The following is a 13,350-nucleotide window of genomic DNA, read 5'->3' as shown; positions in this document are numbered from 1 at the left end:
GCTACATCGCCGGCAACGCGCTCTTACTCGGCGCAAGAATGTCGTCCAGCCTGGACGGCGTCCCCTCGACTCGTTGCAATGAAGGCACCCGAAGTCCGTCGTAATACGGAATCGCGAACGTCTTGAACTCATTATTGCTTTTGAATTGCAACTGCATCGGCTGCTTCGACTGTTCCGCTGCCAGGATCGCATCGCGCAACAATTCCGGCGAGTATTCCTTGCCATTCACCGATACGAGCTGCATATCCGGAGTGACACCAGCCTTGAATGCGGGACTGTCCCACGTCACTTCGAGCAACGCTCCCGATGGGCCGCTGTCGTCGCCGCTACCCGGCTTCGGAACCGCAAGATCAAGCCCGAGTGAAGTCGAAAAGTCCGCCTCGCCCTCAGCCGCGTTGTTGCGCGTCATCCACTCCTGCTCAGTGTCGCTGTACGCCAGTTTGTAGCCGCCGCGGGTGATGCCGTCTTCGGGCACCGTGGGATGCAAGTCATAAACGCGTTCGCGCAGAAACGCCGCCCAGTCGTAGGGCGCCACGCTGTTGAGGGTCTTGGCCACGTCGTCGAGGGAGTAGGTATAGGTGACGAAGCTTCCGTTGTACTCACCCATGAAGGCCTTCGCGAAATCATCGAGCGACTTCTTTCCGTTGGTCAGTTCGCGGATCTTCGTGTCCGCGTCAAGCCAGATCAGCGCGCCTTCTTCGTAGTAATTTTCAGGAAGCTGCCAGCTCACGAAACTTACCGGCCGACGTTGCGAGACCGTCGGCTGGTTGGTGGTATCCACCATCGGACGCCAACTGCGCCCCGGCATATGTTCGAAGCCCGCCGCTACGTGCGCAATTATGTCGCGTGTCTCTTCGGGAGAACGCAAACCCGAGCGTGCCGCCAGCACGATTCCCCAGTACTGGGTCATGCCCTCATACACCCACAACAGATCGTCACGCATGGGCACGTTGAAGTTCGGTGTCCACAGGTCCGCCGGACGCCGGAACTTCCCATTCCACGAATGCGTGTACTCGTGTGAGAGCAAATCGCGACCGAGCACGCCGTTGCTCCAGTCGGTGAAGTACTTCGCCGGCAGCCCGTTCTCGCTCGACTGATGATGCTCCAACCCAATCCCGCCGACCTTATCGCTCAATAACAGCAACAGGTCGTAGTGGTTGTAGTGATGCGAACCGTAGAGTTTGTCCGCCTCCATCGTCAGGTTCTTGTGCTTCTCCAATTGCTCTGGCGTGATCGCCAGGTCCTTCTCTTCATCTGCGAAGAGATCGAGATGCACGATGTCGGTCTGCGTCGGCGACAGGTCAATCCGCTTGAAGTAGCGCCCCGCATAAACTGGCGAATCGGCCAGCGTGTTCAGCGTCGTCTGCTTGAACTTTACGGCTGCGCCGTTCTCGCTGTCCGTTTCCAGCGCCGTAGCATACTTCCAACCTTCGGGAAGCTTCAGCGCAGCGTTGAACGGAATCTGTCGCGTGAAGTAGCCCGCGGGATACATCACCACTTCGCTCCACTCGATGTCGGCAATTGCATCCGACATCTCGATACGTCCTTCGGCCTGCCGGTTCGGAGAAAGATAGTCGAACTCAAGTTCCACAGTCCTCGCGCCGGGATGGAGCGGCACATGGAATGCGAACACATTCACGCGATCGCGCACCCACTGCACGCGCTTGCCATCCACGTTCGTCACGATTCCGGCCAAATGCGAGATGGGTCCCGTTGGCGAATGGTGTCCCGGAATCCATTGCGGATAGAGCAGCACCGACTCCTTCGCGCCGCTCTCGACGGGAACGACCTCGCGCACATGCATTACGTGGTGCGAGGTGTCCGTTACATCCACTTCGAGCTGCACCGGCGCGGGGTATGGTTTATCAAGAGGCGCAACAATCGCCGGCGGCAGTGGAGTAGGTTGCGGTTGCGGTGGGTTTTTGACCTGCGCTAGCGCGTTGGCGATGAAAAGAGAGCTGAATGTAAGGCAGCAAACGAGCGAAAACTTCATGGTGCGCAACAGTGTATACGCTTGAAACGGTTTAATCAGTTTTCCACGGTTCGGCACTTTTCGGCCAACTTGACAGCCAATTACTATCTTGAGTAGAGTTTCCCAATTCTTTCGGACCGCGTGTGGATGCGGTCCACTCAGTTAAGACCCTTCTGAACGGCCTCAAATCGTACGTTGATCGAAGCAAGGGATGTCGGCGCAAGAAACCAATCGGCGTCCAGCGACTTCGAGGGCAGACAAATCGAAATGGAGGTTGTATGAAGTCTGGTTTTCTCTTGGTAGTTCTGCTTGCCGGTGCAATCGCTTTTGCGCAGGAAACATCCAACGCGGCCTCGTCTCGCTACGAGAATCAGAACCCGCGATCGCAAGATCCCCCAATGCTCGGCATTCACTGGGCGAAGGGCGTTACTCCCCCCGCTTCTCCAGACGCGCGCGTCGTCACCAACGCGCGACGCACTGCCAACATGACGTATCACGGCGGCGTAATCATGCCGACCGCGAACACCTACTCGATCTTCTGGGGTACAACCTGGGGCGGCTATTCCGGCGACAAGATGAGTGGCATTGACAGCTACTACGCCGGCTTCATCAACTCCAACTACGCAAAAACCTCCGACGAATACACTGGCTCCAACGGCCAGGTGGGGGCTGGCGGAACTTCGCATAACCACGTCGTCGACACCAGCGCGTCAGCCGGCGGAAACAATACAACCACCATCCTTAACGAAGTCTGCAAAGAGATCACGAACGGTGCTCTCCCGCTCGATGGCACCGGCAACGGCTACTACGCCGTTTACGCGGACAAGAAGCGCGGCTCGGCGGGCTATTGCGCCTGGCACAGCTCTGGTTCGTGCAACGGGAAGCGCATCGAGTTTGCATACTTCTTCAACCTCGACGGCGATGCTGGCTGCGATCCGCAAGACACGCAGACCGGCCACTCGCAGGGTCTCGCTGCCATCGCGAACGTCAGTGGCCACGAACTCTCCGAAGCTCGCAGCGATCCAGCGAGCCCCGGCGCCTGGTACGACTCTAGCGGTGCGGAGAATGGCGACAAATGCGCCTGGACGTTCAATGTGGCGCACGTCACCTTCAGCAACGGCACCATTTGGAAGATTCAGGGCGAATGGTCAAACGCCGCCTACACCGCAGGCACCGGCTATCCCAACAGCAGCGGACAGAAAGGCTGCCTCGACGGACACTAAGTTGTGTTGAATTGAATGAGGCCGTTCGGACTCGCTCCGGGCGGCTTTCTTATTTGCGGAAGTGTTGCACCAGCCACGAGATTAGCGAGAGCACAACGCTGATCACGATGCACGTTACGACTGGAAAGTAGAACGTTGTGTGCTTGCCGCGATAGCTGATGTCGCCCGGCAGTCGTCCAAGCGGAATGCCTGCGCGTCCAATCAACAGGATCGCCCCGCCAATCACGACGAGCACAACCCCCATCAGAATCACCGCACGCCCGAGATCATTCATTGTCTTCTGTCATCTCGTTCCACGAATATCTACGGGATCTTCGGCAAATCCCGATTCAAATCCCGCTGGATCCGCCGTTGGTGCAACAGCCGCAGCGGCTTCGAATACGTAATGATCCCGAACGCCATAATTGCCGCCAGCAGCAGGGCACTACTGATCCCCAGGAAGACCACATTCGCCTTCGTATCGGCAATCGCCGCGATCACTTCTGCATTTGCCGGTGTAATCATCAGCGCGAACGCCAGTGTCAGCAAACCCAGTCCCGCAAGCAGTCCCGTGATGTTCTTCGCCCACTTGCCGGTCGCATGATATTCGGCAAAAAAGTGGAACCCCGCAATCGCGAGTCCCGCGATGAGAATGAAATTTCCGATGATCGAGACGGCGTACTTCAAATCCATGGGGAGCCTCTCCAAGGTTTGACGCGAATCCCGAGCAGCAGGTTTCATCCTTAATTTGCCTGACCCGCGCCCAATGGAATACAAATGCTGCTACTCGCGTTCTTCTCGTACCGGGGTTCATTGATGAAATTGAAGCTGTCGATCATCCTTTTGTTCGTACTCGTCTGTTCGCTCGTCTCCGCACAAACTACGCGCAACGTCAGCGGTCTCACCCGCCACGACGGCTTCATTCCCTTCGAGTGGGACGAATCCAAGGGCGAACTCCTCTTCGAACTCACGCCCACCGCGATGCAGCGCGAGTTTCTCTACTTCACTTCTCTCGCCAGCGGCGTCGGTTCCACCGAACTCTTCGCTGACCGCAGCACCCTCGGCGAGCGCGCTCAGCTTTGCCGTTTCCGCCGCGTCGGGCCCAAAGTGTTACTCATCTCCGAGAACACCGGGTTTCGCGCGTCCAACGGCAGTGCGGAACTTCAGAAGTCCGTCGAAGCCAGCTTCCCAACCTCTGTTCTCGCTGCGATGCCGATTGTCTCCGAGACCAACGGCACGCTCTACGTGAACGCCACCTCTCTCATCGTGCGCGATGCCTTCGATCTCGTCGGACAATTCGAGCGTCCGCTGCGCGCCACCAACGGCAACATCCGGCCCGTTCCCGCCGGACCCGACGCCCCCAAGTGGAAGCTCGATGCCGAGCGCAGTGTCGTGGACATGGACCACACCCGCGCTTTTCCGCTTAACACCGAAGCCGAAGCGCTCCTCACCTTCACTACCGACAAGCCCGGCGCGCGTTTCAATCAGCCCGATGCCCGCACCCTCAGCGTGCGCCAGCACCATTCCTTCATGCAGCTGCCCGAGTCGGGCTACGAACCGCGCGAGAGCGATCCCCGTGTCGGCTACTTCGGCAATGGCTTCCAGGACTTCTCCCGCCCCTACAATCAGCCCATCGAACGCCTGTTGATCAACCGCTGGCGCTTGGTGAGGAAGAATCCCGGCGCCGCACTCAGCGAGCCGGTGAAGCCCATCACCTTCTATCTCGACCGCGCCATGCCTGAGCCCATCCGCAGCGCCGCGCGACAGGGCGCATTGTGGTGGAACCAGGCCTTCGAACAGGCGGGCTTCAAGAACGCGCTCGTCGTCGAAGACCTGCCCGAAGGCGCGGACCCGCTCGACATGCGCTATCCGACCATTCAGTGGACGAACCGCTCCGGCCGCGGCTGGTCGGTCGGCATGGTGCAAACCGACCCGCGTACTGGCGAGATCCTGCACGCTATCGTGCAGCTCGACTCGCACCGGATGCGCACCGTCCACAACTACTGGAACGTGCTGCAGCCTCCCTCCGCGAACGCCGAGCCTGATCCCGGAATCTTCTCCGAACTCGATCGCGCCGACCCGCGTCTTACGGAAGACGAAGCTATGACGCGCCGTCTCGCGCTGCTCACGTGCCACGAGATGGGACATGTCCTCGGTCTCGACCACAACTTCGTCGCCAGTACCTTCGGCCGCGGCAGCGTGATGGATTACTTCGCGCCGCGCGTGAAGATCCGCGCCGACGGCACCGCCGACATGAGCGACGCTTACATGCAGGGCGTCGGCAGTTACGACAAGTTCGCCATCGAGTGGGGCTACAGCACGCTCGGCAACGAACCGCCCGCCGCCGAAGCGCAGCGCCTCGAAGCCGTCGTGGAGCGATGGAACAAGCAGGGCGTCTTCTGGGGCAACTTTGAAGACCCGCGCTGGAATGCTTACGACGACGGCACCGATCCTGTTACCTGGCTCAAGCAAGTCATGCCCGTACGCGATGCGCTGGTGAAGCTCTACACGCCGGCGCTCATGCGCAAAGGCGAGCCGTGGTCAGACTTCGCCTCGCGCTATGCGCTCATCTACCTTTTCCACCGCTACGGACTTGGAGCAGCGGTGAATGTCGTCGGCAGCGCGAAAGTTCCACCTGCGCTCGTTGGTGACGGCAACAAGCCCTTCGAAGTCTGGCCCGCTGATCAGCAGCGCGAAGCACTCAACCTGCTAACCTCCGCGCTCGATCCGAGAGAGCTACGCATCGCTCCCGAAGTCTGGTCCGCGCTAGTGCCGCTGGAAAACCGTGACTACGCCGACAACGAGCGCTTCAAATCGCCGTCAGGTTATGTCTTCAGCCCTCAAGACGGCGCGCGCGCCGTGGCTGATGTCGTCGTCGGTGGTTTACTTATGCCGCGCCGGATCGAGCGCCTGATTGCAATCCACACCGAAGACGCGAATGCCGTGGGCGCCGACGAAGTCATCGACGCACTGGTGAAGCGTGCCGCAGCCGATGCCAACGATCCGCTCGGCGAAGTCGTGCAGTCTTCTGTCGCCGAGCAGCTAATGGCGCTGGCAGCCGATGAAACGGCTACGCCGGAAACCCAAGCCGCAGCCTATCGCGGCATACTCGCGTCGCAGCAGGCAATCGGCACTTCCAACCCGCGCCTCGCAAATGAAATCGAGCGCTTCCTCCGCGATCCGAAGAACAACACGCCGAAGCCGAAGCCGAGCGGAGCGCCGGAAGGCCCACCCGTTTAGGTCCGGAATCGCGTTACCGTGTTCAACCCAACACTGCGATAATGCGTGGTGATGGGTGTGAGCACTTCAAAAATGCCGTGGTGGGCGATGGCTTGGCCGTTGTTTGGCTGGGCCTTGCTCGTGGCAGGGATTTTCCTTCGCGGCAACGTGTGGTTGGCGACGGTCGAAGGTCTTGCGATCTTCGCGGTTGTTTTTGCTGCGGTGTATCACGCCGAGTTGATCGCCCACCGGGTCGGCGAGCCATTTGGAACGCTGGTCCTGGCGCTCGCAGTTACGATCATTGAAGTAGCGCTGATTGCTTCAATGATGATTTCGAGCGGTCCGGAAAAAGCCCAGGTTGCCCGCGACACCGTGTTTGCTGCCGTCATGATCGTTTGCAACGGGATCGTTGGTCTCTGCCTTTTAGCGGGAGGCGTCCGACACCGCGAGCAGGGATTTCAACTGCAGGGCACGAACGCGGCGCTCTCCGTGCTCATCGCCCTGAGCACCCTCACCCTGGTCTTTCCGAACATCACCACTACCACCGGCGTGGGGACGTTCAGTTCCGCGCAACTGGTGTTCGCCGCCGCGGCCTCCCTGGTGCTGTATGGCTCGTTCGTCTTCGTACAGACGGTCCGCCATCGCGATTACTTCCTGCCCGCCGAAGGCTCTGGTGCAGAAGAAGCGCACACGCCGCCGCCGAGCAACCGCATGACTTTGGCCAGTTCCGGACTGTTGCTGGTCTCACTCGTGGCCGTGGTTGCGCTGGCAAAATCGATTACGCCAGCGGTGGAGAAGATGATTGAAAATGCCGGCGCCCCTAAGAGCGTCGTCGGCATCCTGATTGCCGGCGTGGTGCTGCTTCCCGAGGGCCTGGCGGCGGTGCGAGCGGCGCGAGCTAATCGCATTCAAACCAGCATGAACCTAGCTCTTGGTTCCGCGCTGGCCACGATCGGCCTCACGATTCCCGCCACGGCCGCAGTTGCAATTGCTCTTCACAAACCGATCATCCTGGGCCTGGGACGCACCGAGTCGGTATTGCTGGGGCTAACGCTGGTAATGAGTCTCGTCACCCTCGGGACCGGACGCACCACTGTGCTGCAAGGCATTGTGCATCTCGTGCTGCTCGCCGCCTTCCTGTTCCTGGCCTTCGTTCCCTAGCGATCAGACGCTGGAAGAGCCCGTTGCCTCAAGAGTACCCCCTCCCCTCTAAAAAATCGCAAATTCTTCAAAACGCGAGACTTAGCTATTGCATAGCCTGCAAAATATTCCATCGAAAGGAGTTATAGGCAAAATATTCCAAACAAAAGACTTAGTAGCGTCGAAATCGTGTTCAGGCGGACCGGTGGGCCTCGATGTTGTCAAAGAGCTGGGTTGCGTTTGGGAATGCCCCAGTAGGGCATGTTAATCAGATGGTGTCACGAAGGATGTGAGCTGCCGCACGGGTGCGCGTGAGATGGATCACACCGTTTCTTATTCGGACCTCAATGATGGCTGCTTCCGAATTCATCTTGAAGGCTGCGTTCAGCTGACTATACTGCGTTCGCCAATCCAGCTCTGGAGGCCTTCATGCTGAAACGCTATGCGCTGCTGCTTCTCCTCCTAGTTGCTCCGATCTGTGTTTTCGCACAAGCAGCACCCTCATACACGGTTGCCGAAATCGCCCTCCTGAAGTACGCGCCCACTACGGTGCCCACGTTTAGCTACGGCGCCGCCCCCGCCGGGATCGCATTTGATGGACAGCACATCTGGATTGCGAGCTCCGGCGATGGCAGAGTCATCCCCCTAAACACCTTCGACGGTTCGGGAGCCGCTCTGGGGCCCGGTTCGGTTGGCACATCGCCATGGGCCCTCGCTTACGATGGCGAATATATGTGGGTCACGAGTTACCCGGATAGCGCGGTCTACAAGTTCCGCCCATCCGGCGGATCGCCCATTTCTTACCCGATCAAGTACGGTTCGCGAGGTATCGCGTTCGACGGCACATACATGTGGATTGCCAACCAGCCGCATAACTGTGTCACCCGCATCCGCGCCATCGACGGCGCCTTTGCTACCTGTTTCCCCATCGGCAAGGAACCGATGAACGTAGCTTTCGATGGTACCGATATCTGGGTCACCAACTTCGGCGACAACACCGTCTCGAAGCTCAATACGCAGACCGGAGCGGTGATTGGGACGTATTCGTCCGGCGGGTCACAGCCGTGGGGAATCGCGTTTGTGCCGGAGCCGATTTACGGGGGCGCCCGTTTGATGGTCGTGACGAACGCAGGAAGCAACACGGCGGTCCTTATGCTCCTTGACGGAAGCGTCAATGCCACAATTCCGGTGGGACTTGTGCCGCGAGGCGTCATCTACGACGGGCATGACGTATGGGTGGCAAACTCTTCCAGTTCGTCGCTGTCGAAAATTGATTGGATTGACGGTGGGACGACGGTCACCAACTACCCCGTCGGCAAACAGCCCTACGCCCTCGCGTTCGACGGCGCCAATGTCTGGGCCGTGAACTACGGGTCGAATTCGGTTTCGAAACGGTGAGCGCGGCGGCTCGCGTGCCGGAATCTAGTGCAGAAGTGACTCGAGCAATGGGTGGATTTTCGCTGCAAGCGGGTTGGCAATCGTGAGGCCAGACCACGTGAAGCCATCCTGAAGATCCTCGGAAAGAAGCAACCTGCAGCCGGCGCGCGACGCCGCTGCCATAACGACCGAATCCCAAATCGTGAATTGGTGCTGTGCTGCCAGATCTGCCGCGGCGAGTAGAACCTCCGCCGTGGTGTCGGCGACGGCGGTAGAGTCCTGCACGGCCATCACGGCAAGCTGAGCCTCCCGACGAGAGTACCCACCCTTTCGCACCAAGGCGTGAAAGAATTCTCCGAGGCATTGAACCGGAACTACGATCCGATCCTGGGGAAGGGCGGTCAGGATATCGAGAATCGCGCGCTGTTTGACTTCGCCGTTGAGTCCTTCGGCATAAAACAAAACGTTCGTGTCCAAGCCTATGCGCATCGTTCTATTCGTCGTAGAGCTCATCGCGGGTCAAGCGTCCGACATCGCGCGCAGGCGTCGCGGCGAACCGAGCGAGCAGGAGTTTCCAGGCACTTTGCGAGACCCGAGTGTCGTGGTCGAAAGGTGTGATCTTGGCAACCGGCTTTCCGTGGCTGGTTACGACGAAGGATTCGCCCTTCTTCACCTGTTGCAGAAGGCGCGAAAACTCGCGGTTCGCATCCGCAGCCGATACGTGCTTATCCATGTAGTGATTTTAACTACTTTAGGGGAGGCGGTCAAGGATTCCTCAGTGCTGTCGCACCAAGGTAACGACTTCGCCGCTTTTGGCCACAACCTCTCAGATCGCCTCTTTCAATTTCTTCAGCGCTGCCTCGTATCCGGCGGTTCGGTTGCTCAGGTTGGCGGGCACGTTCTTCACCACGATTTCCCAATTCGCGATTGCATTCTTCTTGTCGCCGTTAGCGGAGTAGCCGCGAGCGAGTCCCAGCGCGGTCCAGAACTTGTCTTCCGGATGTTGCTGCTGATTGAACGTGAATGCCTTCATCGCTTTGTCTTTTTTGTCGTTGCGCAGTAGTCCCATGCCATAGGCATAAACGGAGTACGCGTCGGTTGCGCGCAGATGCAGGGCTTTGTCCATCACGCTGTCGGCATCCGCTTCACGGCCCATGGCGCTCAGCACGGCTGCTTTGGTGGAGAGAGTGGCAAACTCCTCGTGTCCAATGGTCGCGCCACGGAATGGGCCGTTGATCGCCTTGTCCGCCCAGGTCAGCGCTTCCTCGAGATTGATCTTGTTATCTGCACAGAATTGCGCGGCGGTCTGCCAGTCCTGGTAGTTGAATCCCGCCCACGATTGCAGGTCCTGACGCATCTTCGCGACATAGAGCGCCTTCACATTGGGAACCTCAACTTTGAAGGGGACCCGCTTCTTTTCCCATTGCAGGTAAGCCACCGCGGAATCCGGCCGGCGATCGTCGAAGCCGTACGTGAGGAATTCGGTGAACGGTGCGTCCTGCGCAGCGACGGGGACGCGCAGAACGTCATCCTTGCGATCGTATTGAAAACTTCCCCAGCCCTGGTGGTTAGAGAAGATCCACTGCCAGGGGCTAGTTTTCTCCACATCGAGAAAGAGCGCGTAGGTCCCGGCCTTCAGGTCTTTGCCTTCGACTTTCACGTCGTGAGAGAAGGTGATGGCGGTGCTCTCGTTCGCACCGGCACGCCAGGGCGCGGCCTGCGTCGGGCCAAAGCCCTCGTCGACGAAGCCGTAGTGCACCAGTTCTCCCCAGATGTGGCCGGTGCGATCGTTCTCCGCGGGGTTGTGGACCCTGGGACTGTGGTAGTCGATGGAGATTTTCACTGGGCCAATCCATTGCGAGACGGATGCGTGCTGATTGTCGCCATTGGGAGGAGTCGCGACTTCCGAAGTTTCCTGTGCGGCAGCCACGATCGAGAACATCAGAAGAAGAATTGCGGCCCATGCGAATTTCACGGTGACACTCCTGTCCATCAGTTGGCTGAGTAGTTATAGACCGGCTCGCAGCAAAATTAGAGACGTACTGGCTCTATAGAGGAAAAGACGGGACGGACTGGGAGGAAATAGGGACGGAGATGCTGCTTTGCGTAATGCAACCCTTCAGTGGCTGCGTCCTGCGTAACTGTGAATTCCCGAGCTAGTACGGGAACGGTTCGACCTTCCACCGCTCGAACACTTTGCCGTCGATGAACAGTTTGAGCAGCGCGCCATCCACTTCGCCGTCTTTTACTGCGAAGCCGAGGATTTGCAGCGCGCGTTCCTGACTGACGGCTTTCTTGTACGGACGGTCGCTCGCGGAGAGCGCGTCGAAGATGTCCGAGATGGTCATCATGCGGGTTTGGATTGGGATCGTCGGCGCCGAGAGTTTGAATGGGTAGCCGAGGCCGTTGAGTTTTTCGTGGTGGCCGCGGGCGATGGTGGGGATGTGCCTGATCTCTTTCGTCCACGGAATTTTGCTGAGGAAGTTGTAGGTGTGCACCACGTGCGACTCGATCTGCAGGCGTTCGCTTTCGTCGAGCGAGCCTTTGCGGATGGAGAGCAGAAGCACTTCGTCTTCGCGCAGCAGCGGTTGTTCGTCGCCACTGTAGGCGTGGAACGCAGTGCGCATGATTCCTTTCAAACTGTCGAAGCTGCCCTCGGGTAGCACCGTGGGCTCGTTGGCGGCAACGATCGTCTGGTAATAGAGATCGAGTTGCTCAAGCTTCTGCTTGAGCTCGCCGTCGTACTCCGTCTGCTTCGCGAGATACTCGTCACGCGATTTCTCGAGCAGGTAATTCACCCGCGACTGCAGGTTCTCGTTCTCAACCGTGCGCTTCACGTACTCGAAGCGCTGCTGGATCAAGTCGAGCTGCCCGGGGTAGAGCTTCTTCGCTTTGATAAGAACTTCTTCGCGCACACCGACCTTGCCGAAGTCATGCAGCAGCGAAGCGTAGCGGATCTCCTTCATCTCCGAACGGGTGAAGGTAATGTCGCCAAAGAGCGAGTCTTCGCAGCGATCTACAGTTTCGGCCAGTGCGACGGTCAAGTTCGCGACGCGGAACGAATGGCCCGACGTAGTTGGATCGCGAGCTTCAATTGCGGTTACGCTCGCCTTAACGAAGCCTTCGAAGAGTCTCTGGATGCTCGCGTATAACTGGCTGTTCTCGTACGCTACGGCGGCCTGGCTCGCCAACGACGCAATAATCTCCTGCTGGTGCTTGGTGAACGGAATCACTTCATGGGCGACGGCAAGCGGCGAGTCGAGGCGCGCGTCCGCAAAATTCTTGGCGTTGATGAGCTGAATGACGCCGACGATCTCTTCTTTCTGGTCGCGCATTGGCACCGCGAGAATCGAGCAGGTGCGATAGCCGGAGTCTTCGTCGAACTTGCGGTTGATCGCGTACGGAACTTCGTGCGGCAGATCGTAAGCGTCGCGCAGGTTTACGATCTCGCCGCGCAACGCGACATAGCCCGCGATGGACTTTTCGCTGATCGGAATCGTGACTTCGCGGAAGGGAATCGAGACGCTGTCGTTCTGCGCCAGCTTGAAGCGCAGGACCTTGCGGCCGCTGGCCGACTCCACATCGGGCGCGGGAACTTCGGCGGCCTTGGGGCCGTGCGTGGATACATGCGTGGGATCGATTGGCGCTGGAGGCTCCGTCGCGCGCTCTTGTTCCACAAGGTAGAGCGATCCGGCGTCTGCACGGGTAAGCTCGCGGCATTTGGTCAGGATCAAATCGAGCAGCTTATTGGTGTCGTGTTCCGCGCTGAGTGCGGCGCCAATGCGATTGAGTTCGTGGATCTCGCGGGTCAGGCCGGCAAAGCGGTCGTCGAGCATCTGGAAACCGTCCCAGAGCATGACGTGTGCCACGGCGCTATCCACCGTGCGACGCAAAATTGCAGCGGGAGTATTTGGTGGCAAGTAGGCGTGAACGATCGAGTCCATCTCTAGCTCTTCGTAGCGCTCATTGGAGATGGCAATCACGCGCACGTTTTCGCGCCGCGCACGCGCAATATTCTGCGAGAGCCGCACTGGGTTCACGCAGACGATCACAATCGCTTCCTGGAATTCTTCGTCGAGGGTATCGAACGACACGAGCTCGGCCTCCGCAATGGCGCGGAGCAAGCGCTCGCCTTCCGGATCGTTGGGGAAGTAACTCAGGATCGCGGCCGGGCGCGCGGCAGCGTTCATCTCTTGCGTCGGAACTGGCGTGCTCATAAACCTTTCGTACGAACCGACTGGTTGGGCAGAAATATACCCCAATCGCCCCGGCGTATCTCCTAGGAACGAAAGGGCGAGGATTACGGAAGTGCACACCGTGCCGGGAGAAAACGTCCGAAAATGCACAACTTTCTGTGCAACTCATTGATTTTTCGGCACTTGGCTTGCCAAGTGGGCAGAGTTCCGGTACAACTAAACACGTGGTTAACACGGCCCCAGG

Annotated in this window: 11 protein-coding genes; 4 read left to right on the top strand and 7 right to left on the bottom strand. The window is 58.9% G+C overall.

Annotated elements, in window-relative coordinates; genetic code table 11:
* Window position 1: 1 nt before the first annotated feature.
* Complete coding sequence (locus ACID345_RS23115) at window positions 2-1,993, bottom strand: M61 family metallopeptidase (protein ID WP_041857127.1); 1,992 nt, start codon at window positions 1,991-1,993, stop codon at window positions 2-4.
* 257 nt (window positions 1,994-2,250) lie between these two features.
* On the opposite strand from ACID345_RS23115, the gene ACID345_RS23110 reads away from it, so the two are divergent.
* Window positions 2,251-3,195, top strand: coding sequence for a hypothetical protein (locus ACID345_RS23110; protein WP_011525238.1), 945 nt, complete (start codon window positions 2,251-2,253; stop codon window positions 3,193-3,195).
* 49 nt (window positions 3,196-3,244) lie between these two features.
* Here ACID345_RS23110 and ACID345_RS23105 read toward each other — a convergent pair whose 3' ends face one another.
* The gene (locus tag ACID345_RS23105) at window positions 3,245-3,469 is read right to left on the bottom strand and encodes a DUF2905 domain-containing protein (protein WP_011525237.1); all 225 of its coding nucleotides are present in this window, start codon (window positions 3,467-3,469) and stop codon (window positions 3,245-3,247) included.
* 29 nt (window positions 3,470-3,498) lie between these two features.
* On the bottom strand, window positions 3,499-3,867 hold the full coding sequence (locus ACID345_RS23100; protein ID WP_011525236.1) for a hypothetical protein: 369 nt from the start codon (window positions 3,865-3,867) through the stop codon (window positions 3,499-3,501).
* 123 nt (window positions 3,868-3,990) lie between these two features.
* Here ACID345_RS23100 and ACID345_RS23095 point away from each other — a divergent pair, with 123 nt between their 5' ends.
* The 3 genes from ACID345_RS23095 (at window position 3,991) to ACID345_RS23085 (ending at window position 8,931) form a co-directional block, all read left to right on the top strand.
* Window positions 3,991-6,414 carry a zinc-dependent metalloprotease gene (locus tag ACID345_RS23095; protein WP_011525235.1) on the top strand — a complete coding sequence of 808 codons (2,424 nt, stop codon included), beginning with the start codon at window positions 3,991-3,993 and terminating at the stop codon, window positions 6,412-6,414.
* A 57-nt stretch (window positions 6,415-6,471) separates the two neighbouring features.
* Entirely contained in the window at window positions 6,472-7,554 is a 1,083-nt protein-coding gene (locus ACID345_RS23090; protein WP_228370696.1) for a calcium:proton antiporter, read from the top strand.
* A 408-nt stretch (window positions 7,555-7,962) separates the two neighbouring features.
* Window positions 7,963-8,931, top strand: coding sequence for a hypothetical protein (locus tag ACID345_RS23085; RefSeq protein ID WP_011525233.1), 969 nt, complete (start codon window positions 7,963-7,965; stop codon window positions 8,929-8,931).
* Window positions 8,932-8,955: 24 nt separating this feature from the next.
* On the opposite strand, the gene ACID345_RS23080 is transcribed toward ACID345_RS23085, so the two are convergent.
* The 4 genes from ACID345_RS23080 to ACID345_RS23065 form a co-directional block, all read right to left on the bottom strand.
* The gene (locus tag ACID345_RS23080) at window positions 8,956-9,399 is read right to left on the bottom strand and encodes a PIN domain-containing protein (protein WP_041856023.1); all 444 of its coding nucleotides are present in this window, start codon (window positions 9,397-9,399) and stop codon (window positions 8,956-8,958) included.
* 4 nt (window positions 9,400-9,403) lie between these two features.
* On the bottom strand, window positions 9,404-9,643 hold the full coding sequence (locus tag ACID345_RS23075; protein ID WP_011525231.1) for a type II toxin-antitoxin system Phd/YefM family antitoxin: 240 nt from the start codon (window positions 9,641-9,643) through the stop codon (window positions 9,404-9,406).
* Between the two features lie 93 nt (window positions 9,644-9,736).
* Window positions 9,737-10,885 carry a DUF2911 domain-containing protein gene (locus ACID345_RS23070; RefSeq protein ID WP_187148900.1) on the bottom strand — a complete coding sequence of 383 codons (1,149 nt, stop codon included), beginning with the start codon at window positions 10,883-10,885 and terminating at the stop codon, window positions 9,737-9,739.
* A 181-nt stretch (window positions 10,886-11,066) separates the two neighbouring features.
* Window positions 11,067-13,127, bottom strand: coding sequence for an HD family phosphohydrolase (locus ACID345_RS23065; protein ID WP_011525229.1), 2,061 nt, complete (start codon window positions 13,125-13,127; stop codon window positions 11,067-11,069).
* Between the last annotated feature and the right edge of the window lie 223 nt (window positions 13,128-13,350).

Source organism: Candidatus Koribacter versatilis Ellin345, assembly GCF_000014005.1.
GTDB classification, from domain to species: domain Bacteria; phylum Acidobacteriota; class Terriglobia; order Terriglobales; family Acidobacteriaceae; genus Korobacter; species Korobacter versatilis_A.
The sequence above is the reverse complement of the archived record's forward strand: the minus strand, read 5'-3'. Positions and strand labels throughout refer to the sequence as shown.

Coding starts and splice junctions, on each gene's coding strand:
- ACID345_RS23115 (WP_041857127.1), bottom strand. CDS start 1,993: ATGAAGTTTTCGCTCGTTTGCTGCCTTACATTCAGCTCTCTTTTCATC.
- ACID345_RS23110 (WP_011525238.1), top strand. CDS start 2,251: ATGAAGTCTGGTTTTCTCTTGGTAGTTCTGCTTGCCGGTGCAATCGCT.
- ACID345_RS23105 (WP_011525237.1), bottom strand. CDS start 3,469: ATGAATGATCTCGGGCGTGCGGTGATTCTGATGGGGGTTGTGCTCGTC.
- ACID345_RS23100 (WP_011525236.1), bottom strand. CDS start 3,867: ATGGATTTGAAGTACGCCGTCTCGATCATCGGAAATTTCATTCTCATC.
- ACID345_RS23095 (WP_011525235.1), top strand. CDS start 3,991: ATGAAATTGAAGCTGTCGATCATCCTTTTGTTCGTACTCGTCTGTTCG.
- ACID345_RS23085 (WP_011525233.1), top strand. CDS start 7,963: ATGCTGAAACGCTATGCGCTGCTGCTTCTCCTCCTAGTTGCTCCGATC.
- ACID345_RS23080 (WP_041856023.1), bottom strand. CDS start 9,399: ATGCGCATAGGCTTGGACACGAACGTTTTGTTTTATGCCGAAGGACTC.
- ACID345_RS23075 (WP_011525231.1), bottom strand. CDS start 9,643: ATGGATAAGCACGTATCGGCTGCGGATGCGAACCGCGAGTTTTCGCGC.
- ACID345_RS23065 (WP_011525229.1), bottom strand. CDS start 13,127: ATGAGCACGCCAGTTCCGACGCAAGAGATGAACGCTGCCGCGCGCCCG.